Here is a 21,800-nt window from a genome sequence, read left to right on the forward strand (position 1 = left end):
CGCTGATCACGGCTTCCGCCCGACCCCGGCCAGCCCGGTGAGCCGCTCCGGGTGCTCGCCGACCTCGGTCGGCGCGACCGGGCGCCACTCCGGCAGGAAGACCACTCCCGGGTCCACCAGCTCCAACCCGTCGAAGAAGCGGGTCACCTCGGCCTGCGAGCGCATCGTCAAGGGTGTCGTGGTGCGCTTGCGGTAGAGGTCGGCGTGCGCCGGCGCCACGTCGGGGCGGCCCTCGTTGGAGGCGTGCGAGATCACCAGGAAGCTGCCCGGGGCCAACGCCTCCCGGTAGCGGTTGACGACCTCGTACGGCTCGTCGGCGTCCGGCACGAAGTGCAGCACCGCGACCATCATCAGCGCGACCGGCTGGCTCAGGTCCAGCAGCTCGGCGACCTCCGGGCTGCCGAGCACCCGCTCCGGATCGCGCAGATCGGCGTCGACGATCGCCGCCTCCGGGTTGTCGCTCAACAGCTTCTTGCTGTAGGCGACCGCGACCGGGTCGGTGTCGACGTAGACCACGCGCGAACCGGGCGCCGCCAGCTGGGCGACCTCGTGCACGTTGCCGACGGTGGGGATGCCCGAGCCCAGGTCGAGGAACTGGCGGATGCCCCGGTCGACGCAGAACTGCACCGCGCGCCGCAGGAACGCGCGGTTGGCCTGCATCACCAGCGGCAGGTCCGGCCACATGTCGATCGCTTCCTCGGCCATCTGCCGGTCGATCGCGAAGTTGTGGTCGCCGCCCAGGTAGTAGTCGTAGACCCGCGCCGCGTTCGGCTTCTCCAGGTCGATGTGCCCGTGCTCGGGCGCCACCTCGGACATCCAGATCCTCCTCACGGCCAGGCGGCGCGTACCGGCCGCCCAGCCGTGATGCTAATCGCGCCCGATATGCCCGGGCTAGACCGCGTGTTCGGCCGAGTTGCCGAGCCGGACCACCACGCCCAGGGCCACCAGGGCGACTGCCGCGCCGGCGGTCATGGTGATCGCCATCGCCGGACCGTCGTTGCCCAGCACGCCGACCAGCGGTGCGATCAGCGCGCCGAGCCCGAACTGCGCGGCACCGAGCAGTGCGGCCGCGGTCCCGGCTGCTTCGCCGTGCCGGGAGAGCGCGAGCGCAGGTGCGTTGGGCAGCACGAAACCCATCGCTCCCAGCACCAGCCACATCGGCACGATGAACCCGTAGAGCCCGCCGGTGCCGGTGGTGGTCAGCGCGGTCAGGACCACGCCCGCGGTGGTGGCCGCGACCAGCGCGGCGAACACGATCTGCTTGGGGCTGTAGCGCTTGAGCAGCACGACGTTGAACTGCGAAGCGCCGATCAGCGCCACCGCGCCGACGCCGAAGACCAGCCCGAACGCCTGCTGGTTGAGCCCGAACTGCTCCTGGAGCACGAACGACGAGCCCGAGATGTAGGAGAACAGCGCGGACATCGCCAGCGCCGCGACGATCGCCAGCAGCACGAAGTCGCGGTCGGTGATCAGCTGCCGGTAGGTGCGCAGCACCGGGCGGAACTGCGCGGCCTGGCGGCGTTCCGGCGGCAGCGACTCGCGGAGCGCGAAGACGGCCACCACCAGCAGGACCGCACCGAGGATCCCCAGCGCGCCGAACACCCCGCGCCACGACCCGGTCAGCAGGATCGCCCCGCCCAGGCTCGGCGCGAGGATCGGGGCCACGCCCATCACCAGCATCAACCGCGAGAGCGCGGTGGCCGCGGCGTTGCCGGTGAACAGGTCCCGGACCACGGCCAGCGCGACGACCATGGTCGCGGCCGCGCCGACGCCCTGCAGCGCGCGCAGCGTCCCGAGCACCGCGATGTTCGGGGCGAACAGGCACGCCAGCGACGCCAGGATGTGCAGCGCGGTCCCGGCGATCAGCGGTAACCGGCGGCCGACGATGTCGGAGAACGGGCCGATCAGCAGTTGGCCGACGCCTAGACCGAGCAGGGTGCCGGTGAGGGTGAGCTGCACGGTGGAGGCGCTGGCCTGCAGGTCGTTGCCGATGGCGGGCAACGCGGGCAGGTACATGTCGATGGTCAGCGGGCCGAGGGCGATCAGCGCCCCCAGCACCACGATCACCCGGAAACGGTCGAACCCGGTCGGCTCGTCGGTCGCAGGTCGCACGTCCCGCGCCGCCGGAGGGCTTTGCACCGCAACGTTGTCCATCGCTGCCTTTCGAATTCGCCTGGAACGGCGGAAGAATCTGACGCGCTCTCCAGCGATGGTCGCGATCACTTTGTTCCCGGGATGGCGGGGAAATCGCTGTGATGCGGACTACACCGGCTGGAAATCGCCGCTGCACCGGGATTTTCCGCACAACACGTTAACGGGGCTAAAAGTCTATTGTGGATCGTATTCCCGGGTTCCGGTAAAAGTGCGATGAACTTTTCCGGTCCGGGCCGAGATTTCCGGGAGCGCCGGTGGGCACGCGCCGAGCTCGGGCCGACGTGGTTTCGCGCTCCTGCGCTGAGAGGGCTCCGCCCGGCGCCTGCTGGGGGGTAGGATTTCCGGGTTTGGCGAGGTCGGTGAAGTGGAGCGGGCGATGCACGGGTACACCGAGGACAAGGACAGCTACCTGAAGCGGCTGGCGCGCATCGAAGGGCAGGTCCGCGGCCTGGCCAGGATGATCGAAGAGGACAAGTACTGCATCGACATCCTCACCCAGATCTCGGCGGCGACGAAGGGGCTCCAGGCGGTCTCCCTCCGCCTGCTCGACGAGCACCTCAAGCACTGCGTCGCCGAAGCCCTCGCGGAGGGCGGCGAGAACGCCGACGAGAAGGTCCGCGAGGCCAGCGAGGCCATCGCCCGCCTGGTCAAGTCCTGACCGGCCGGTCGTGACGGGGGCCGGGGCGGCTGGCCGCCGCCCCGGCCTGGTGGTCAGCTCTGCGACAGCAGCGTGCGCATGGTGTCGATCTCGGCCTGCTGGGTGTCGATGATCTGCTGGGCCATCTGCTTGGCCGCCGGGAACTGGCCGCCGGACAGCTCCGCCTGCGCCATGGTCACCGCGCCCTCGTGGTGCTTGATCATCAGGTCCAGGAACATGCGGTCGAACTCCGCGCCCTTGGCCTGCTCCAGCTGCTTCATCTCGTCGGCGGACATCATGCCGCCCATGCCGCCGTGGTCACCGCCCATGTCGCCCATGTCGTGACCCATCGAAGCGTGATCGGTGCTCGGCGCCTCGGCGCCCCAGTCGCGCAGCCAGCCGGTGAGGGTCTGGATCTCCGGCCCCTGCGCCGCCTCGATCTGCTTGGCCAGGTCCTTGACCTGCTGGGACTGCGACCGCTCCGGGGCCAGCTTCGACATCTCGATGGCCTGCTGGTGGTGCGGGATCATGCCCTGGGCGAAGGTGACGTCGGCGGCGTTGTGGGCCGCCTGCTCCTGGCTCGCCGGGGCCTGCGGGGCGGGCGTGTTGCCGGCCTCCTGCCCGTTGCTGCAGCCGGCCAGTGCGATCGCGGCGACCGCGCTGATCGCGATCGCGAATGCGCGCGTGCGCTTCATGGTGTTCCTCGTCTTTCGTGAGCTGGATCGGGAATGCGTCATCGAGCCGCGGCGGGATTGCCGCGGCCGATCAGCTGCCGATCAGCGACGAAGCACGCACAGCGCCGCGAGTCTTCGCGGAACGGGTAACGGCGGGGGGAGGAGTGCGGGCAGAGCTGCTGTGAGGTAGCGCGGCAGCACGGCCGCAGCGCGGATGGCTCGGCTGAGCTGGGGGAGCAGCAGCACCAGGAAGCCGAGCATGATCGCCAGGCACAGGTGCAGCGCACCGTGGTCGTCCGGAGCCGGCGCGGGCTGCTCGTGGTGCTCGGCCGCTCCCGCGTGCATGGCGACTGCGGCCGGTGGCTGCGGCGCGTGGGTCTGCTCGTGCTGCTGCGCCGGGACGTGGTGCATGAGCACGACGCAGAACGCGAGGACCAGCAGGAGTCCCCAGCGGAGCAGGCCCGGACGTTCGCGCACGCCGCTTACCATACCGGGGCTGGGTTTGCGGGGCGTCAGGACTTCACCAGTCGGGCGATGGCGTCGCTGGCCTCGCGGACCTTCTCCTCGGCCTGCTCGCCGCCCTCGGCCAGCGCTTCGGACACGCAGTGCTTGAGGTGCTCGTCCAGCAGCCCCAGCGCTACGGCCTGCAGGGCCTTGGTGGTGGCCGAGATCTGGGTGAGCACGTCTATGCAGTACTCGTCGTTGTCGATCATCCGCGCCAGGCCGCGCACCTGGCCCTCGACCCGCCGGAGCCGCTTGGCGTAGTTGTCCTTGTCGTGCGTGTAGCCGTGCATCGGCACCTCCTCGGAATCCCGATGCCTTTATACCCCAGGGGGGTACTTGTCGGCAAAGTCGATCAGATGAAGCCCTCGGGCTTGACCGGCGCCTTCGCGGTCCCGGGGTTCTCCCGCTCCTTGCGCGCCAGGTACAGCACGCCGCCCAGCTGGACCAGTGCGGCACCGCCGGTCAGGGCGACCGCGATGAAGGCGTAGACCGGCCAGCCCGAGATGAAGCCCAGCACCACCGCGATGACGAAGAACAGCAGCGTGCGCACCAGCAGGGTGGTGAGTTGGTTCTTGCTCATCAATCAGGGGCCTTCCTGCTCGCGTCCACCCCGAGTGTAGGTGGGTGGACGTCCGCGCTGGTCGTGGGCGGGTTGCCGGGGCCCGTTGGGGCGATTGACGCGAGGACCGGGCGATCCTATTTTTGCCAACAGGTGTCCTCACATTGGGAGGGAGCGCCGATGTCGAAGCCGAAACCGCTCGGTCCGGACTCGCTGATGTGGCGCTACTTCGGGGACTGGCGCGGGCTGCTGCTCGCGTTGTGGGCCGGGTCGATGCAGAACATGCACCCCCAGCTGGGCGCGGGCGTGGAGGAGCACTCGCAGTTCTTCGACGAGCGCTGGGAACGGCTCTACCGGTCGCTGTACCCGATCGGTGGCGTGGTCTACGACGGTCCGCGCGCGGAGCAGACCGCTCGGCAGGTGCGCGGGTACCACGACACGATCAAGGGCGTCGACAAGCACGGGCGGCCCTACCACGCGCTCAACCCGGACACCTACTTCTGGGCGCACTCGACCTTCCTGGTGATGCCGATCCTGATCAACGAGCACTTCGGCGAACCGCTCAGCGAGGAGCAGAAGGCGCAGGTCTACGCCGAGGGCGTGCAGTGGTACCGGCTGTACGGGATGAGCATGCGCCCGGTGCCGCCGGACTGGCCGAGCTTCCAGCGGTACTGGGACCACATGTGCCGCGAGGTCCTGGAGGACAACAAGGCGACCCGCGACGTCCTGGACCTCTCCCGGATCGGCAAGCCGCCCACGATGCGGTGGCTGCCGGAACCGCTGTGGAAGCTCGCGCGCATCCCGATCGGCCGCGGTTTCACCTGGCTCACCGTCGGCCTCTACGACCAGGCCATCAGGGACAAGCTCGGCTACCGCTGGACCGCGCGCGACGAGCGGCTGATGCGCGTCGTCGGCCGAGCGCTCGCCGTCGTCTGGCGCTTCGTGCCGTTCGAGCGGCGCTACCACCCGCGCGCCCGAGCCGCATGGCGCCGCGTTCGAGGCAAAGCGCCGGCCGACGCGCCGCTGGTCGAAACGCCGCCCCGCAACCTCCCACCGCCGGATCGCCGCGACGACCCCAAGCACTACTCGCCCGCGCAGGCCGGCTGACTACCTCCTGCTGGCGGTATGCGCCGGGGCCCGCGCGTGCTGGGATCACCAGTGGTGATCCGCCGCCTCGCCACGAGATTCGCGCGCGCTCCTGCGCACGCGAAGGGGAGGAGGTCGTTGATGATCCGTCGGACGTGCGCGATCGTCGCCGCGCTCATGCTGGCCCTCACCCCGGCCGCCGCCGCGGCCGAGGTCGAGCCGGTGGCCAAGAAGCTGGACATCCCGTGGGGACTGGCGTTCCTGCCCGACGGTTCGGCGCTGTTCACCCAGCGCGACACCGGGCAGATCATGTCCCTCAAGGACGGCCAGGTCACCGAGGTGCAGAAGATCGACGAGTCGGAGCCGACCGATGGCGAGGGCGGGCTGCTGGGCCTGGCCGTGTCGCCGGGGTTCGAGTCCGACCGGACCGTGTTCGTCTACTACAGCACCAGCGAGGACAACCGGATCGCCAAGCTGCGCCTCGGCGAAGCCCCGCAACCGATCCTGACCGGCATCGCGAAGAACCGCTACCACAACGGCGGCCGACTGGCCTTCGGCCCCGACGGCATGCTCTACGCCACCACCGGCGACGCCCAGGACAAGGGCACCGCGCAGGACCTCAACTCGCTCAACGGCAAGATCCTGCGCATGACCCCCGACGGAAAACCCGCGCCGGACAACCCGTTCGGCGACTCGGTGGTCTACTCGATCGGCCACCGCAACCCGCAAGGCCTCGGCTGGGACGGCGCAGGCCGGCTCTACTCGTCGGAACTCGGCGACGCCACCTGGGACGAGGTCAACCTGATCGAGGGCGGCAAGAACTACGGCTGGCCCGACTGCGAAGGCGAGTGCGGCAACGGGGAGTACGTGGATCCGCTGGTCACCTGGTCGGTCAAGGACTCCTCGCCCAGCGGTCTGGCGGTCCACGGCGACAACCTCTACGTCGCGGCCCTGCGCGGCCAGCGCCTCTGGCAGATCCCGCTCAACGGCGACGGCACGGTCGGCGAACCGAAGTCGCTGTTCCAGGGCGAGTACGGCCGCCTCCGAACCCCGGTCGCGGCCCCGGACGGAACCCTCTGGGTGACGACTTCGAACCAGGACAACAACGGAGAACCAGGCCCCGACGACGACCAGATCCTCAGCATCACCCCGTAAGGGCTTGTCCCCGAACTCGTTCTGCGTGGCGGTGCGGGTGCCGACCCTGATGTCTGCCAGTACCAAATCCCGAGTGGAGGGCCCTTCCTGCTGAACACGTCGGCAGCAAGGGCCCTCGCTGCGTCGTCGGGGTCAGCGGAGGTTGAGGCCTCCGTCGAGCATGATCACTTCACCGGTCAGGTACGTGCTGGCGCAGAGGGAGGCGACCAGGTCGGCGACGTCGGACGGCTGGGCCGGGCGTCGCATCGGGGCCTTCTCGTTCCACAGGGCGTGGGCTTCGGTCCAGTCCTGCGTCATCGGCGTGTCGACCAGGCCGGGCGCGACCGCGTTCACCCGGATCTCCGGTGCCAGCGCCGCTGCCAGCAGTTTGGTCACGTGGTTGAGCGCGGCCTTGCTCGCGGCGTAGGGGATCGACGATCCCTTCGGGCGGACCCCGGCGTGGCTGGTGATGTTCACGATGCTGCCACCGCCCGGCTGGGTGGATGCGCGAAGTGCCGGCTGCGCTGCTGTGCAGAGCACCCACGGGGCGATGAGATTGACCTCCAGCAAGCGCCGCCAGTCCGATGTGGTCGCGGCGGCGAGATCGGCGTGCGGAATCGGCCAGCTGATTCCGGCATTGTTGACCAGCACGTCGAGCCGCCCGCACTGGTCGAGCGCGCGCTCGACCAGCTGCTCGCTCTCGTGCTCGTCGGCGAGGTCGGCCTGCACGTAGATGCCGTTGAGCTCACGCGCCAGGCGCAGGCCGGTGTCCTGGCTGGTCCGCGAGTGGACTACGACGAGAGCTCCGTCGGCGGCGAAGCGACGTGCGATGGCCTCGCCGATCCCCGACGTCGAACCGGTGACGAGCGCGACCGGCTGATCCGTGTTCATGGGGCGATGTTGTCAGAGCGCCGGAAGCAGCCGACTTCCCGGCTGGGCTCTCCCCGAGCTGCGGGGTTGACAATTCCCTCGACAACAGGCTCGCGGGTTTCGAAGAATGAGCGCTCGCCGAATTCCTCTGGAGGAGCCGCATGACCGCGACGCATCGCGCTGCCAGCGCCGTGCCGGCGCTGACCCACTTCGCCGGGCGCGCAGGTGACCACAACGACCGGGCGATGACCGGTTCGCAGGTCGTGGCGGCGGGTCTCGCCGCGCGCTTCGGTGCCGAGCCGGCCGTCATCGGCGAACCGCGTCCGGCACTGTCGGTGGGGTGGGCAGAAGAACTCGCTGCGGCTCTGCCGGAAATGCAGGCCATGTCCCGGCGGTACGAGCAGCTGCTCGCCGACGGAGGCGTCCCGGTGACCGCGCTGAGCCGTTGCTCGGTCGCGCTCGCGACCTTGCCCAGGATCGCCGCTCATCGGCCCGACGCGGTAGTGGTGTGGTTCGACGCCCACGCGGACCTCAACACGCCGCAGACCTCGCCGAGCGGGTACTTGGGAGGCCTGGCCCTCAGCGGTCCGCTCGGCCTGTGGGACTCCGGGCTCGGCAGCGGGTTGCGGCCGGAGAACGCAGTCCTCGTCGGCGCGCGCGACATCGACCCGCCGGAGCAGCGCCTGCTCGATCGCGGGGAGATCGGACTGGTCCGCGTCGGCGACGGGCTGCCCGCAGAGCTGCGACGTGCGATCGCCGGTCGTCCGGTGTACGTCCACCTCGACTGCGACGTGCTCGAACCCGGCATCGTGCCGACCGACTACCTGGTTCCCGGCGGGCTGAGCCTCGCGGAACTGCACCGGGCGGCTGAAGTGCTGGCCGAGAGCGAAGTCGTCGGCGTCGAGATCGGCGAGTTCGAATCGGACTCGGAAGCATCGCCGGCAACCCCGATCATCGACGCCCTGGAACCTATCCTCCGGGCAGTGCAGCGGCTTTGACAGGCGGGGGCACCTTCCGCCGAAGGTGCCCCGCAGGTTCAGCGTTCCAAGTACCAGTCGCGGGGTGGGTTGGAGACCTTCGGGGTGGTGCGGTCGACTTCGGGTTGGGCCGCCCAGCGGATTCCGTTGGCCAGGACGTGCTTGATCTCCGGTTGGTTGTAGACCGGGTAGCGCTCGTCGCCCGGGCTGAAGTAGAAGATCCGGCCCTTGCCGCGGTTGAAGGTGACGCCGGAGCGGAAGACCTCGCCGCCGGTGAAGGAGCTGATGAAGATCAGCTCGTCCGGGGCCGGGATGTCGAAGAACTCGCCGTAGGTCTCCTGCTCCGGGATCACCAGCGGGTTGGGCACGCCCTCGGCGATCGGGTGCGTCGGGTCCACCGTCCACACCACCTCGCGCTCGGCCGCGTTTCGCCAGCTCAGCGAGCAGGTGGTGCCCAGCATTCGGGTGAAGATCTTCGAGAAGTGCCCGGAGTGCAGGACCAGCAGCCCCATGCCGGCGAGCACGTGCTGCTGCACCCGGTCCACGACCGCGTCGTCGACCTGGTCGTGGGCCTTGTGGCCCCACCAGAGCAGGACGTCGGTGTCGGCCAGCACCTCCTCGGGCAGTCCGTGCTCGGGGTCGCTGAGCAGCGCGGTGCGCACGGTCGAGTCCGGCAGCTGCTCGCTGATCCCGGCGGCGAGGGCGCCGTGGATGCCGTTGGGGTAGTACTCGTCCATCCCGGCAGGGTCCTTCGTGGACTCGTGGACGCCTTCGTTCCAGACGGTGATGCGCAGCTCGCTCATTCGACGGTGACCTCTCGCTTCTCGGCGGCGGACTGGTAGCAGGCGTCGATGACCCGTGCTCGTTTCAGGGCGAGAGAGCCGTCGTTGGCGGGCCACTGCGCCGGGTCGCGGAGGGTGCGGACGAAGTTCTCCACCACCCCGGCGTGTGCGCGGCCGGGTTCGGCCGTGGGCTGGTAGTCGGCGATCTCGCCGTCCACGTCGCGGTACACGTGCATGTCGCCGACCAGCGCCTTCGTCGCTCCGACGGCCTTGAGCTCGGCGCCGCCGTCGGTGCCGAGGACGCTGAAGTCGATCAGGTCGTCCGGGCTGCGGAACGCTGCCCAGGAGGTCTCCAGCACCAGCGTGCCGCCGCCCTCCAAGCGAACGAACGCGGACGCGAAGTCCTCCACCTCGTACTCGGAGATGCTCTGGTCGGCCGTTTCCCGCTTCATGCCGCCGATTCCGCGAGGCCCGAGTTCCGAGTAGGTGACCGCGCTGACGGAAAGGACGCGTGGCTCTCCGAGCAGGTGCAGCGCGTAGTCCAGCACGTGGACGCCGATGTCGGCCAGCGGTCCGCCGCCGGACATCTCCTGGTTGGTGAACCAGCTGCCCAGCAGCGGGATCCCGCGACGGCGCATCCAGGACGCCTTCGCGTAGTACGGCCGACCCAGCTCGCCTCGCCGGATGATCTCGCCGAGCGCCTGGATGTCACCGCGCAGCCGGTGGTTGAACACCACGTCCAGCACCCGACCCGCGGAGCGGGCCGCGTCGACCATCTGCTCGCCTTCAACAGCGTTGCGGGCCAAGGGTTTCTCGCTGAGAACGTGCAGTCCGCGCTTGAGCGCGGCGATGGCGATCGGCGCGTGCAGGAAGGTCGGAACCGCGATGCTGACCGCGTCGAGATCGGGGACCTCGAGCAGGTTCTCCCAGTTCTCGAACAGCATCGAAGCCCCGTACTGCTCGCCGAGCGAGCGCAGCAGCTCCGGTTCCTTGCCCGCGATCGCGACGATCTCGACGTCCGGCAGGTCGCGGTAGGCGGCCAGGTGCTGCTGGCCGGCCCAACCGATACCGACGACGCCGACCCGGATCGGACTCATGGATACGGTCTCCTTCACCTTGTGCGGGTGTTTCAACCTTTGATCGCGCCGGTTGTCAGACCGGCCACGATCCGCTTCTGGAAGACCAGCACCAGCAGCAGGAGGGGCAGGGTGACGATCACCGAGGCCGCGCTGATGGTGCCGATGGGTTGGTCGAACTCGTTGGTGCCGGAGAAGAACGCGATGGCCACCGGCACGGTGCGGGCGTCCGGGGTGGAGGTCAGCGTGACCGCGAGCAGGAACTCGTTCCACACCGAGATGAACACCAGGATCGCGGTGGTGGCGATGCCCGGTACCGCCAGCGGCAGGATCACCTTGCGGAACGCCTGGAACGGGGTGGCGCCGTCGATCAGCGCGGATTCCTCCAGTTCGAAGGGGATTTCGCGGAAGAACGAGGTGAGCACGAAGATCGCCATCGGCAGCGCGAAGGTCAGCTTCGGGACGATCAGGCCGAGCAGCGTGTCGTAGATGCCCAGGTCGCTCCAGATCTTGAACATCGGGGCCGCGATCGCGATGACCGGGAACGTGGTCACCGACAGCACGGCGCCGAGGATCAGCCCCTTGCGCGGGAGCTTGAGACGGGCCAGCGCGTAGGCGGCGAACGAGGCCAGCAGCAGGGCCAGCGAGGTGGTGACCACGCCGACGATGACGGAATTGCGCAGTGCGGTCAGGAATTCCCCGTCCTGCAGGACTTCGGCGTAGTTCTGCAGCGATGGTGCGGTGGGGAACAGGCTGCCCGAGGACAGCTCGGCGCCGGTCTTCAGCGAGGTGTTGATCAGCCAGTAGAACGGCACCAGCGAGGCCAGCATCACCAGCACGGCGAAGACCAGCGTCAGCGGTCGCGGCCGGTCCCGGCGGCCGGCGGGTGGGGGCGTCGACGTGGTGGTCGGGGCGGGGACGAGGACGGTGGCCATCAGATCTCCATTTCCTCGCGGGCCGGGGGAGTGCTGCTCATCGGCCGTCCTTCGCCACGTCGCGGATGTTGCCGCCGGCGAAGCGGATGTAGACCAGGGACACCACCATGACGGTGGCGAAGGTCAGGATGGACAGCGCGGAACCGGGCCCGATCAGCCGTCCCTCGCGCAGCTCCTGGTAGGCGAGCATGGACATGGTTTCGGTGCCGCTGGCGCCCTTGGTCAGCACGAACGGCAGGTCGAAGATCCGCAGCGCGTCCAGCAGCCGGAAGATCGCGGCCAGCGCGATCGCCGGACGCAGCAGCGGCAGCGTGACCCGCCAGAACGTCTGCCACCGGGTGGCGCCGTCCAGGTCGGCCGCCTCGTAGACGTCGGGCGGGATGACCTGCAGCCCGGCCAGCACGAGCAGCGCGACGAACGGCGCGGTCTTCCACACGTCGGCGACGATGATCACGGCCATCGCGTAACCGGGCTCGGCCAGCCACACGTGCTCACCACCGGGCAGGCCGAGCGCGCGCAGCACCCCGGTCACCAGGCCGAGGTTGGAGTCGAACATCGCCTGCCAGGTGATCGCCGAGACCACGGTCAGCACGGCGTAGGGGACCAGCAGCGTGGAACGCAGCAATCCTCGACCGCGGAAGGCCATGTTCAGCAGCAGCGCCATCGCGACGCCGAGCACGATCTCCAACCCCACCGACACGACCGCGAAGAACAGCGTCTGGCGGAACGCCTCCCACCACTCCGGCGAGGTCAGCGCGTTCCAGTAGTTGGTCAGCCCCACGAACTGGGACAGGCCGGCCTGCCGCACGCTGTAGACGTTCAGCGACAGCCACACCGCGTAGCCGATCGGCACCGCGGCCACCAGGAACATCACCACCAGCGCGGGCGAGACCATCCACACCGCGGTGCGCCGCTGCTGCTGGTCGACCCGGCGGCGCCGGCGGGTCGGGGTCGTCGTGGTCATCAGAAGGTCTCCTGCGCGGTCCGGATGTCGGCGGCCATCTTCCGCACGCCCGACTCGACGTCGGTCTGCCCGGAGATCACCTGGTGGACGTTCTTGTAGATCGCCCGCGACAGCTGCGCGTACACCGGTGATTTCGGGCGGGGCCGGGCGCTGAGCACCGACTTCTTGAGCTGGGGGATGAACGGCAGTTCGGCGATGACCTGCGGATCGTCGTAGGTCGCGGCGCGCACCGGGGCCTGGGAGTGCTCCAGCACCATGGTCTTCTGGAACTCGGTGCTGGTGGCGTGGTCGATGACCGCCACCGCGCCGGCGGGGTTGTCGGCCTTCGCGGCGATGGCGAGGTTCCAGCCGCCCAGCACCGCCGCGGGTTCGCTGCGCTCGTCGAAGGCGGGCAGCGGCGCCGCCGCGGTGCCCGGTCCGGCTCCGGTCTGCTTGATCTGGCTGAACGCGCTCGGCCACTGCCGGAGGTAGCCGGCGCCGCCGGACTCGTAGGCCCGCCGTCCGGAGTCCTCGTCGTAGGTCAGGCTCGCGCGGTCGACGGCTCCGGAGTCCAGCCCGGAGGTCATCAGCCGCAGCACGGCGCGGGTCTGCGGGGAGTCGACGGTGACGTTGCCGTCCTCGTCGATCACCGAACCGCCCGCGGAGTAGAGCATCTCCAGGAAGTTCACGGTGAGGCCTTCGTAGCGCTTGGCCTGCATCTCGACCTCGTGCTGCGGGTCGGACGCGGCGTTGGCGTAGACCTGGGACCAGGTGGTCGGCGGCGGCACCCGGTCCTTGCGGTAGAACAGCAGGCCCGCGTTGGTGTAGAGCGGCACCGCCCAGTAGCGGTCGTCGTAGCGCGCTGTTTCCAATGTGGACGGTATGAGGTCGGCGCGGTGCTCCTCGACCAGTCGGCTGTGGTCCTGGATCCAGCCCTGCGCGGCCCATTCGCTGACCCAGGTCACGTCCATCAGGTAGATGTCGCAGCCGCGGGACCCGCCCTCCAGGCGCTGGATGGCCTGCGCGCGGGTCGAGTCGGTGTCCTGCCCGAGCTCGCGGTAGTGCGCGGTGACGCCGGTTCGCTTGGCGTTGAACGATTCCACGAGGGTCGTGAAGGTCCCGTTGTCCCGGTTCCCGCAGATCGTGACGTCACCGCTGGCGCCGTTGGCGATCGCCGGGTCGAGCACGGGGGCCTGGGGTGCGTGTTCGCCGACCGGTCCGGTGGCCGGGGCGCTGGTGCAGCTGGTGAGGGCGATCGCCGCGGTGGTGGCGAGGACCGCCCAGGAGGGGGCGCGTTTCGGTGGCATGGTCTCTCCGCTTCGCAGGTCCGTCTGCGGTGCCCCGGACGGCATCCGGTCACCGGTCGAACTGCGGCGTGAGACGATCAAATGGTCAGCCGTGCGCACGCGGCGTGTCAAGGCATCTCGTGCAGCAGGCCGCGGATTCCGTCGGCGGAGAGCACGTTTTCGATCCCCGCCACCACCGCACCGGCCAGGCCGGCGGAGCGGCCCAGCGTGCTGTTGGCCAGCGACAGGTTGCGGGTGGCCAGCGGCAGGGCGCGGCGGTAGACGACGCTGCGGATCCCGGCGAGCAGGTCGTCGGCAGCTGCGGTGATGAGCCCGCCCAGGACGATCCGCTTCGGGTTGTAGAAGTGCACCAGCATGGCCACGACCTCGCCGATCGTCGCCGCTGCGGTGCGCACCTGCCGCACGGCGGTGGCATCACCGTCGCGCAGCAGCTGGGCCAGGTCTTCCACGTTGCGCGGCCCTCCGTCCTCGGTGCGCAGCGCGCGCAGCACGGCGTCGGCGGAGGCGACGGCTTCGACGCAGCCGACGTTGCCGCACTGGCAGACCACGTCGTCGGCGCCCGGCACCCGGATGTGCCCGATGTCGCCGGCCGCGCCGTCGGAACCGCGGTGCAGCTCGCCGCCGGCCGAGACGATGCCGCCGCCGATCCCGGTGCCGACCTTGAGGAACAGCAGGGGAGATTCCTCGACCGACAGCGCGCGGGCCTCGCCGAGCGCCATCAGGTTGACGTCGTTGTCCACCGAGGCGGTGCAGGAGAACCGGTCGGCCATCGTCTCGGCGACCGGGAAGCCGTCCCAGCCGGGCATGATCGGTGGCCGCACGGGCATGCCCAGCTTCGAATCCACCGGGCCGGGCAAGCCCATCACCAGCGCTTTCACCTTCTCCGGCGGCATCTCGGCGGCGGCGAGCAGCTTGCGCAGGTGGTCGGTGAGCACGTCCAGCGAGGGTTCCGGGCCGACGGAGATCTCCAGCTCGACCTCGCTCTCGGCGAGCACGTCCTGACCGAGGTCGGCGACCGCGAGGCGGGTGCTGTGCACGCCGACGTCGGCGGCGAGGACGGCTCCGGTGCGCGGTGCGATCGCCAGGCGGTGCGCGGGACGTCCCCGGCCGCCGCTGCCGACCGGTCCGCGTTCGACCACGGCACCGGCGGTGATCAGCGCGTCCAGATGACTGTGCACAGTGGACCGCGACAGGCCGGTGGCGCGCACCAGGTCGACCCTGCTCTCCGCCGCGCCCGAGGCGATCAGGCGCGCGAGGCTGCTGTGCACCAGGCTGTCGTCGGCGCGTCCGGACGTCCTCGGCACCGCCAAGCGGACCGGTTCCCACCCCATCGTCGTGCTCCTGACGTCCCGCCGATTTATGTCTGAGAAGAAAATAAATGGTAGCTCTTGTAGGCGTAAAGGCGGAGATCTAACTTTGACCTCGACGTAATTCGGGCGTGAGACACCCGTGGAAGTCAATCGATCCGACCGAAGGAGGCTCCTCGTGAGCCCTGGACCGTCCGGTCGCGGCGTGGCCATCCTGGGCGCCGGGATGATCGGCGAGGTGCACCGCCGCGCCGCCGTGCTCGCCGGTGCTGACGTGGTCGGCGTGCTCGCCTCCTCGGCGCAGCGGTCGAGCGAAGTGGCCGCGAGCTGGGGAGTGCCGGCGTACCGCGAACTCGCCGATGTGCTGGCCGACGATCGCGTCGACGTCGTGCACGTGTGCACTCCCAACGCCACCCACGCGCCGTTCGCCGAAGCCGCGTTGCAAGCGGGCAAGCACGTGATCTGCGAGAAACCGCTGGGGATTTCGCTCGCCGAGGCCGAGCGGATGGCCGCCGCGGCCCGTTCGAGCGGCCTGGTGGCGGCGGTTCCGTTCGTCTACCGCTACCACCCGGTGGTGCGGGAGATCCAGGCGCGCCGCATGGCCGGCGAGTTCGGCGCTTGGAACCTGGTGCACGGCAGCTACTTGCAGGACTGGATGCTCTCGCCGGACGCCTCCAGCTGGCGCGTCGACCCGGAGCTGGGCGGTGCGTCGCGGGCTTTCGCCGACATCGGTTCGCACTGGTGCGACCTGGTCGAGTGGGTGTCGGGGGAGACCTTCAGCGACCTGCTCGCCGAGCTGAGCATCGCGATCCCGACACGACCGGCCTCCGCCGGGCGGACCTTCGCCGGGCCCGCCGCGGCCTCCGGCGACCGGGTCGAGGTGCGCACCGAGGACTCGGCCGCGTTGCTGCTGCGCACGGCCTCCGGCGTGCTGGGGTCGGCGACGATCTCGCAGGTCGCGGCCGGGCGGAAGAACCGGTTGTGGTTCGAGCTCGACGGCGCGCTGGGCAGCGCGGTGTTCGACCAGGAGGAGCCGGAGCGGATCTGGCTCGGCGGCACCGACGGCAACCGCATCCTGGTCCGCGACCCCGAGCACGGATCGCCCGAGCAGCGGCGGCTTTCCACGCTCCCGGCCGGGCACGCGCAGGGCTACGCCCAGTGCTTCGAGGCGTTCGTCGCGGACACCTACGCCGCGATCGACGGCGCCTCCCCGGAAGGCCTGCCCACGTTCGAGGACGGCCTGCGCTCGGCCCGGCTCGTCGACGCCGTCCTCCGCTCCGCCCGCAACAACTCCTGGACGAAGGTGTGACCATGCAGCTCGGAATGCTCACCGCGTGCCTGCCGCAGTGGACGCTGGACCGGATCGCGGGCTGGGCCGCGCAGGCCGGTTACGAAGCGCTGGAGGTGGCGGTCTGGCCCGGCACCGGCGGCCGCGACTTCGAAGCCGCGCACCTGCCGGTCGCCGACTTCGGTCCGCGGCAGGTCGAGGAAACCCTGGCGCTGTTCGACGAGCACGGCCTGGCGCTGTCGGCGTTCGCCTACTACGAGAACAACCTGCACCCGGATCCGGTGCGGCGCGAGGAGATCCGCACGCACCTGCGGCACGCGATCGACGCGGCGCAAGCGCTCGGCGTGCCCTACGTCGGCACGTTCATCGGTCGCGATTGGACGAAGCCGGTGGCCGACAACCTCGCCGAGGCCGAGCGGATCTTCCCGGAACTGGTGGACTACGCCGGCGAGCGGGACGTGAAGCTCATCGTCGAGAACTGCGTGATGGAGGGCTGGCACCCCGACGGCTACCCGGGCAACCTCGCGTACTCGCCGGAGCTGTGGGAGTGGATGTTCGGGCTCGGGCTGTACCTGAACTGGGACCCGTCGCACCTGACCTGGATCGGCATCGACCCGGTGGAGACCATCGCCCCCTACGTCGACCGCATCGTCCACGCCCAGGCCAAGGACGTCGAACTCGACCCGCGCGCCCGGCAGCGCTACGGCTTCTTCGGCAAGGTCGACAAGGGCGGCAACCCCTGGGACATGGGCTGGTGGCGCTACCGCGTCCCCGGCCTGGGCCAGGTCGACTGGGCCCGGGTGGTGGACCGGCTCTACGAGCACGGCTTCACCGGAACCCTCTCGGTGGAGCACGAAGACCCCGTCTGGGGCGGCACCGACGACCGCATCACCCAAGGCCTCGACATCGCCCACCGAACCCTCCGGCCCCTCATCGTCGGCTGACCCGGCATCGACGATCGAATTCGAGCCTCGTCACCACCGACGGGTGCTGCGCCCTGGTCCGCGACTCCGACGCGGATCCCTAGCTGCTAGGGCGTGTGCACGGCTCCCAGCCGAGTGCTGATCTGTGCGGCTGCCTCGCGCACCATCGGGCCGAGCGCGTCGAACCGGTCGGGCGTGATCCGAATGCTCGGCCCCGAGATCGAGATCGCGCCCACCGGCTGGTGCCGGGCGTTGAGCAGCGCGGCGCCCAGCGAGTTGATCCCCGTGCTCAAACCACCGATGTTGCGGGAAAATCCGTCTTCCCTGGTTCGCTTCAGCGCTTCGCGCACGAGCGCGGGGTCGGTCATCGACTCGGGGGTGTCCGCCACGAGCTCGCCGTCGAGGTACGCGTCGATGAACTCGTCCGTCGATGCGGCTAGGAAGGCCAGCCCCGTCGCCGAGCTGTGCAGCCGGGCCCTGGCGCCGAGCGGCAGGAAGGCCCGAAGCGGGTGCGCAGTGTCCAACCGCTCGATGAGCACCAGGTCGTTTCGGCCTGGCGCGCACAGGTGAATCGTCTCCGTCGTCGACAGCTGCAGCTCGCTCATCACTGGTAGCGCCACCTCGCGGAGGGACTCCTTGGAGTCCTTGCCGCACACCGCCATCGCGTGGTAGCTGATCGACCACCGCACGGGTGTGGTGTCGGAAGGCCTGATCCAGCCGACGTCTTGCAGCGTCAGCAGGCATCGCTGGGTGGTGCTCTTGGGTAACTCGGTCGCCCTCGCCACCTCCGAAAGTCCCACGGGCTGGGCCTCTGCGACCGCTTCGAGAACCCGGAATGCCGACACGACGCTGTTCGTGACAGACACTTGCGCGCCTTCCTGAGAGTGAACTAGCTTACAGCGCACGGTCCACGCTGGAGCACAGTGTGCCGCACAGTGGACCGATAGGCAAGGCCCTAGGAGGTTGAGCTCGTGGCGCAATCGATCGCTTTCGGGGTTTTCGTCCTCGCGTTCGCCGTCGCGGCGATGCGGAACGTGAACATCGGAATCGTGCTGTTCCCGGCCGCGTGCGCGGTCGGCCTCGGCCTGGCGGGCATGGCCTTGGACGACGTCATCGCCGGATTCCCGCTGAGCATCCTCGTTCTGCTGGTGGGCGTGACGTACTTCTTCGGCATCGCGCACAGCAACGGCACCATCCAGTGGCTCGTCGACACCGCACTGGCCAGGGTCGGCGACCGGGACCGCCTGCTACCGCTGACGTTCTTCGTCCTCACCGCCACGATCTCCGCCATGGGCGCGCCTCTCGGCGGCTTGGTGACCGTTCCGATCGGCATGAGCGTGGCCCACGAGCGCAAGATCGATCCGATGCTCATGGGGTTGGCGATGGGAACCGGGCTGAGCGCGGGGGCGTTCGCGCCGACGAGCTTGTTCGGCATCATCACCACCGGCACGGCCGCGGAAGCCGGCATCGCGATCAGCCCAATGCTGTTGTTCGGCGTCGCGTTGCTGGTGAACCTCGTGTTGCTCGCTGGCGCCTACGTGCTGTTCGGCAAGCAGCGTCAGCAGGCATCGCAGGAACACGAGCCGGAGCAGCGCGCCGTGCACGTCGGTCCCGCGCTGTCGCAGTACGGCCAATCCACGTTGACCGCCGACATCCGAGCCGAGGCCGACGTCGTGAAGCGGTCGCGGCCCACCCTCGTGCAGCTCGTGACCTTGGCTGCCATCGGAATCCTGATCGTCCTCACGATCGTCATCGCGCTGCTCGGCGGCGAGCCCGACATCGGAGTGCTGTGCTTCGGCCTCGGAGCCTGCCTGGCGTTGGTGGAGCCATCAGCGGCCAAGAAGGCGATGACGCGGATCGATTGGGGCTCAGTGCTCCTCGTCGGCGGGATCATCACCTACGTCGGTGTGCTCTCCGAGATGGGCGTGTTCGATGCGCTGGGAGAGCACGCGGCCCACGTGGGGGTGCCAATGCTGGCTGCGTTCCTGCTCTGCGTGGTCGCCGGGCTGGTATCGGCGTTCGCATCGACCACGGGCATGCTGGCTGCCCTCGTTCCGCTGGCGCTCCCGCTGATCGCCAACGGTGGAGTCCCGGGGTGGGCGCTGATCTGCGCCATCGGGCTGTGCGCATCGATCGTCGACGTGTCGCCGTTCTCGACCGTGGGAGCGAGTCTCGTGGCATCGACGGTCGACGACACCCAGCGTCCACGAATGACCCGCTTGCTCACCTGGTGGGGCATGTCCCTGGTCGTCATCGGCCCGGTCGTGCTGACGCTCCTCCTGATCCTTCCGGGGAAGGCCTTCACATGACGTCGCTGCTCGCAGATCTGCTCACCCGCCCTCTGGTCGATCCGGGCCGCACCGCGGTGACCATCGACGGCGACAGCCTCACGCGTGCGGAGTTGGTCGCCGCCGCCGCCGGTTTCGCGCGGTCACTGCCAGGGGGCAGCGGCCCGATCGCGATCCAGGCCGATCGATCACTGCGAACTGTCGTCGCCGTCGTCGGATGCATCGCAGCTGGCGTGCCGTTCGTGCCGATCGCGCCGGATGCGGGCGTCGCCGAACGCGAACACGTGCTGACCGACTCGGGGGCGACGCACTTCGCGGGAGACTCCGCGCCCCCGACGTTGACCGCGCTACCCGTCGATCTCGTCGGCGCCCTCAGCACGGCCGATCCGCTACCTCGGCCGTCCGATTCCGAGACCGCTGCGATCCTCTACACGTCGGGTACTACTGGTGTCCCCAAGGGAGTGCTCATCAGTCGCTCGGCGATCGCTTCCGGGGTGGAGGCGCTGGCCGAGGCCTGGCAGTGGACCGCGGCGGACACGGTCGCTCATGGCCTTCCGCTGTTCCACGCGCACGGACTGATCCTCGGCGTGCTCGGTTCCCTGCACATCGGTTCCCCTTTCGCGCACACGGGAAGCCCCACCCCTGCCAACTACGCATCCGCCGGAGCAACGGTGTTCTTCGGGGTGCCGACGATCTGGAAGCGAATCGCCGACGATCCCGAATCCGCCCGGGCTCTGCGCGATGCGCGGCTGCTGATCTCCGGCAGCGCGCCCCTGTCGGTCCAGACCTTCGAACGCATCCGCGCGCTCACCGGACATGCGCTCATCGAGCGGTACGGGATGACCGAGACGCTGATCGCTCTCAGCACGCGTGCCGACGGCGAACGCAGACCGGGCTGGGTCGGTGTCCCGTTGAGCGGCTACACCACCCGGCTTCGGACCGAAACCGGCGACGTGGTGCCGGCCGACGGAGAATCCGTGGGGCGACTGGAAGTTCAGGGCCCTTCCCTGTTCGACGGCTACCTCGGACTGCCAACAGCGACCGAGGAGTCCTGGACCGAGGACGGGTGGTTCATCACGGGTGATCTCGCGGTCGTCGACGAACAGGGCTTCCACCGCATCGTCGGCCGCGAGTCGGTCGATCTGATCAAATCCGGCGGCTACCGGATCGGTGCGGGCGAAGTCGAAGAATGCCTGCGCAACGTCACCGGTGTCGGCGAAGCGGTCGTCGTCGGCGTACCCGACGAGGACCTGGGGCAACGCATCGTCGCTTTCGTCATCGTCGACGACCCCGGCGGCGAAGTCGCGCCGACCAGCCACTTCGGCGATCAGCTCATCGCTCACGCCGCTGACGAGCTGTCATGGCACAAGCGCCCCAGGGAGATCCGCTTCGTCGAGGAGTTCCCCCGCACTCCGCTGGGAAAGGTGCAGAAGAAGGTCCTCCTCGACGACATCACGAGCGCGCATTGACCGTTGCTCGCACCCGCTGGACGAGGCGATCAGGAGAGACGAAGACGATGACCCACACTCAGCCGGTCGATGCCTACGCGCAGCACCTCGGAATCGCCGTCACCGGTCACGGCGGCGGTCGTGCCGACGCGACCGCGACGGTGTCCCCGGACCACCTCAACCCGCACGGAACGGCGCACGGGGCGTTCATCGTCACCGTGGCAGGGGCTGCGCTGGCAGCCGCGGCGAACGACGCCGAGCACAGCGGGGTGGTCAGCGCCATCCACATCGACTACCTCCGACCCGCCCGCCTCGGAGACCGCTTGACCGCCGTCGCGCGAGCTGCTGAACGGCTGCCCAAGGAGGACATCTTCGAAATCCGGGTCACCGACGACGAGGACAACATCGTTGCTCGAGCCTCGGGACGGGCGAACCGGCGGCTGCGCTCATCGGCAACTGGGGGCTGAGGCCAGGTACGACGCCCTTCACTTGTCGTCCGATCGGGTGACCGGTCGGCGTGCGCCGGGGAGTTCGGGGTCGGCTGGCGTTGATGATGATCCGCATGGTTGAGAACGGTGCGGACAAGGACGAGGGCGTTGGTGGTGCCGGGACGCGGGCCGACGAGGAGCGGTTGGCGCGGACCCGGACCGGTGGGATCTGGGTGTCCGTCGTCGTCGCGGTGGTCGTGCTGGTCTTCCTGCTCGTCTTCATCGTGCAGAACTCCGACAGCGTGACCGTGCACTTCCTGTGGATGGCGGGGAACCTGCCGCTGGGCGTGGCGATGATCTTCGCGGTGCTCGCCGGCGCCCTGCTGGTCGCATTGGTCGGCACCGCGCGGATCCTCCAGTTGCGCCGCTCCGCCAAGCACCGCGCCCGCCGGACCAAGTGAGGTCGTGGGTGCGCAGCAC

The 21,800-nt window shown here is 69.4% G+C and carries 24 protein-coding genes; 10 read left to right on the top strand and 14 right to left on the bottom strand.

Translation table 11 applies throughout. The annotated features are described in order from the left end of the window. Window positions 1-6: 6 nt before the first annotated feature. Window positions 7-816 (bottom strand): SAM-dependent methyltransferase, encoded by an 810-nt coding sequence (locus tag ABTZ89_RS15470; RefSeq protein WP_270952632.1) that lies wholly within the window; start codon window positions 814-816, stop codon window positions 7-9. Between the two features lie 75 nt (window positions 817-891). Continuing rightward, window positions 892-2,154, bottom strand: a complete 1,263-nt coding sequence (locus ABTZ89_RS15475) for a multidrug effflux MFS transporter (RefSeq protein WP_351044865.1) — start codon at window positions 2,152-2,154, stop codon at window positions 892-894. Window positions 2,155-2,530: 376 nt separating this feature from the next. On the opposite strand from ABTZ89_RS15475, the gene ABTZ89_RS15480 reads away from it, so the two are divergent. Next, window positions 2,531-2,812 carry a metal-sensitive transcriptional regulator gene (locus ABTZ89_RS15480; RefSeq protein ID WP_270952635.1) on the top strand — a complete coding sequence of 94 codons (282 nt, stop codon included), beginning with the start codon at window positions 2,531-2,533 and terminating at the stop codon, window positions 2,810-2,812. A gap of 53 nt (window positions 2,813-2,865) precedes the next feature. Here ABTZ89_RS15480 and ABTZ89_RS15485 read toward each other — a convergent pair whose 3' ends face one another. The 4 genes from ABTZ89_RS15485 to ABTZ89_RS15500 form a co-directional block, all read right to left on the bottom strand. Next, on the bottom strand, window positions 2,866-3,486 hold the full coding sequence (locus ABTZ89_RS15485; RefSeq protein ID WP_351044869.1) for a DUF305 domain-containing protein: 621 nt from the start codon (window positions 3,484-3,486) through the stop codon (window positions 2,866-2,868). An 81-nt stretch (window positions 3,487-3,567) separates the two neighbouring features. Further along, window positions 3,568-3,942 (bottom strand): hypothetical protein, encoded by a 375-nt coding sequence (locus tag ABTZ89_RS15490; RefSeq protein ID WP_351044872.1) that lies wholly within the window; start codon window positions 3,940-3,942, stop codon window positions 3,568-3,570. A 35-nt stretch (window positions 3,943-3,977) separates the two neighbouring features. Further along, window positions 3,978-4,259 carry a metal-sensitive transcriptional regulator gene (locus tag ABTZ89_RS15495; RefSeq protein ID WP_351044875.1) on the bottom strand — a complete coding sequence of 94 codons (282 nt, stop codon included), beginning with the start codon at window positions 4,257-4,259 and terminating at the stop codon, window positions 3,978-3,980. Window positions 4,260-4,321: 62 nt separating this feature from the next. Next, entirely contained in the window at window positions 4,322-4,549 is a 228-nt protein-coding gene (locus tag ABTZ89_RS15500) for a hypothetical protein (protein WP_270952641.1), read from the bottom strand. A gap of 159 nt (window positions 4,550-4,708) precedes the next feature. On the opposite strand from ABTZ89_RS15500, the gene ABTZ89_RS15505 reads away from it, so the two are divergent. Then, window positions 4,709-5,635: an oxygenase MpaB family protein gene (locus tag ABTZ89_RS15505; protein ID WP_351044879.1), complete on the top strand. Its 927-nt coding sequence runs from the start codon at window positions 4,709-4,711 to the stop codon at window positions 5,633-5,635. 120 nt (window positions 5,636-5,755) lie between these two features. Further along, the gene (locus ABTZ89_RS15510; RefSeq protein ID WP_351044882.1) at window positions 5,756-6,769 is read left to right on the top strand and encodes a PQQ-dependent sugar dehydrogenase; all 1,014 of its coding nucleotides are present in this window, start codon (window positions 5,756-5,758) and stop codon (window positions 6,767-6,769) included. A gap of 132 nt (window positions 6,770-6,901) precedes the next feature. Here ABTZ89_RS15510 and ABTZ89_RS15515 read toward each other — a convergent pair whose 3' ends face one another. After that, window positions 6,902-7,639: an SDR family NAD(P)-dependent oxidoreductase gene (locus ABTZ89_RS15515; RefSeq protein ID WP_351044885.1), complete on the bottom strand. Its 738-nt coding sequence runs from the start codon at window positions 7,637-7,639 to the stop codon at window positions 6,902-6,904. A 140-nt stretch (window positions 7,640-7,779) separates the two neighbouring features. On the opposite strand from ABTZ89_RS15515, the gene ABTZ89_RS15520 reads away from it, so the two are divergent. Continuing rightward, on the top strand, window positions 7,780-8,616 hold the full coding sequence (locus ABTZ89_RS15520) for an arginase family protein (protein WP_351044888.1): 837 nt from the start codon (window positions 7,780-7,782) through the stop codon (window positions 8,614-8,616). 38 nt (window positions 8,617-8,654) lie between these two features. Here the strand turns inward: ABTZ89_RS15520 and ABTZ89_RS15525 are convergent, their stop codons facing one another. The 6 genes from ABTZ89_RS15525 to ABTZ89_RS15550 all read right to left on the bottom strand — a co-directional run bounded on the left by ABTZ89_RS15525 (window position 8,655) and on the right by ABTZ89_RS15550 (window position 14,969). Next, entirely contained in the window at window positions 8,655-9,398 is a 744-nt protein-coding gene (locus tag ABTZ89_RS15525) for a ThuA domain-containing protein (RefSeq protein ID WP_351044891.1), read from the bottom strand. Continuing rightward, entirely contained in the window at window positions 9,395-10,474 is a 1,080-nt protein-coding gene (locus tag ABTZ89_RS15530; RefSeq protein ID WP_270952647.1) for a Gfo/Idh/MocA family protein, read from the bottom strand. Before ABTZ89_RS15530 ends, ABTZ89_RS15525 begins: the two co-directional genes overlap by 4 nt. Before the next feature lie 32 nt (window positions 10,475-10,506). Further along, window positions 10,507-11,283, bottom strand: a complete 777-nt coding sequence (locus ABTZ89_RS15535; RefSeq protein WP_351044922.1) for a carbohydrate ABC transporter permease — start codon at window positions 11,281-11,283, stop codon at window positions 10,507-10,509. A gap of 142 nt (window positions 11,284-11,425) precedes the next feature. Further along, window positions 11,426-12,352, bottom strand: a complete 927-nt coding sequence (locus ABTZ89_RS15540) for a carbohydrate ABC transporter permease (protein ID WP_270952649.1) — start codon at window positions 12,350-12,352, stop codon at window positions 11,426-11,428. Next, window positions 12,352-13,638: an ABC transporter substrate-binding protein gene (locus ABTZ89_RS15545; protein ID WP_351044896.1), complete on the bottom strand. Its 1,287-nt coding sequence runs from the start codon at window positions 13,636-13,638 to the stop codon at window positions 12,352-12,354. Before ABTZ89_RS15545 ends, ABTZ89_RS15540 begins: the two co-directional genes overlap by 1 nt. A 107-nt stretch (window positions 13,639-13,745) precedes the next feature. Beyond that, window positions 13,746-14,969: an ROK family transcriptional regulator gene (locus tag ABTZ89_RS15550; RefSeq protein ID WP_351044900.1), complete on the bottom strand. Its 1,224-nt coding sequence runs from the start codon at window positions 14,967-14,969 to the stop codon at window positions 13,746-13,748. Between the two features lie 154 nt (window positions 14,970-15,123). Between ABTZ89_RS15550 and ABTZ89_RS15555 the strand changes: the two genes are divergently transcribed. Together ABTZ89_RS15555 and ABTZ89_RS15560 are read left to right on the top strand one after the other, a co-directional pair. After that, a complete protein-coding gene (locus tag ABTZ89_RS15555) occupies window positions 15,124-16,254 on the top strand; it encodes a Gfo/Idh/MocA family protein (protein ID WP_351044903.1) in 1,131 nt (376 codons plus the stop codon). A gap of 2 nt (window positions 16,255-16,256) precedes the next feature. Further along, a complete protein-coding gene (locus ABTZ89_RS15560; RefSeq protein WP_351044906.1) occupies window positions 16,257-17,177 on the top strand; it encodes a sugar phosphate isomerase/epimerase family protein in 921 nt (306 codons plus the stop codon). Window positions 17,178-17,263: 86 nt separating this feature from the next. On the opposite strand, the gene ABTZ89_RS15565 is transcribed toward ABTZ89_RS15560, so the two are convergent. Beyond that, the gene (locus ABTZ89_RS15565) at window positions 17,264-18,022 is read right to left on the bottom strand and encodes an IclR family transcriptional regulator (RefSeq protein WP_351044909.1); all 759 of its coding nucleotides are present in this window, start codon (window positions 18,020-18,022) and stop codon (window positions 17,264-17,266) included. 105 nt (window positions 18,023-18,127) lie between these two features. On the opposite strand from ABTZ89_RS15565, the gene ABTZ89_RS15570 reads away from it, so the two are divergent. The 4 genes from ABTZ89_RS15570 (at window position 18,128) to ABTZ89_RS15585 (ending at window position 21,781) form a co-directional block, all read left to right on the top strand. After that, entirely contained in the window at window positions 18,128-19,465 is a 1,338-nt protein-coding gene (locus tag ABTZ89_RS15570) for an SLC13 family permease (RefSeq protein WP_351044912.1), read from the top strand. Beyond that, a complete protein-coding gene (locus ABTZ89_RS15575) occupies window positions 19,462-20,913 on the top strand; it encodes an AMP-binding protein (protein ID WP_351044915.1) in 1,452 nt (483 codons plus the stop codon). Before ABTZ89_RS15570 ends, ABTZ89_RS15575 begins: the two co-directional genes overlap by 4 nt. A gap of 47 nt (window positions 20,914-20,960) precedes the next feature. Then, the gene (locus ABTZ89_RS15580; RefSeq protein WP_351044918.1) at window positions 20,961-21,359 is read left to right on the top strand and encodes a PaaI family thioesterase; all 399 of its coding nucleotides are present in this window, start codon (window positions 20,961-20,963) and stop codon (window positions 21,357-21,359) included. A gap of 95 nt (window positions 21,360-21,454) precedes the next feature. Continuing rightward, window positions 21,455-21,781 carry a LapA family protein gene (locus ABTZ89_RS15585; protein WP_270952662.1) on the top strand — a complete coding sequence of 109 codons (327 nt, stop codon included), beginning with the start codon at window positions 21,455-21,457 and terminating at the stop codon, window positions 21,779-21,781. Window positions 21,782-21,800 lie beyond the last annotated feature (19 nt).

Source organism: Saccharopolyspora sp. NPDC002686 (assembly GCF_040295745.1).
Lineage (GTDB): Bacteria > Actinomycetota > Actinomycetes > Mycobacteriales > Pseudonocardiaceae > Saccharopolyspora > Saccharopolyspora oryzae.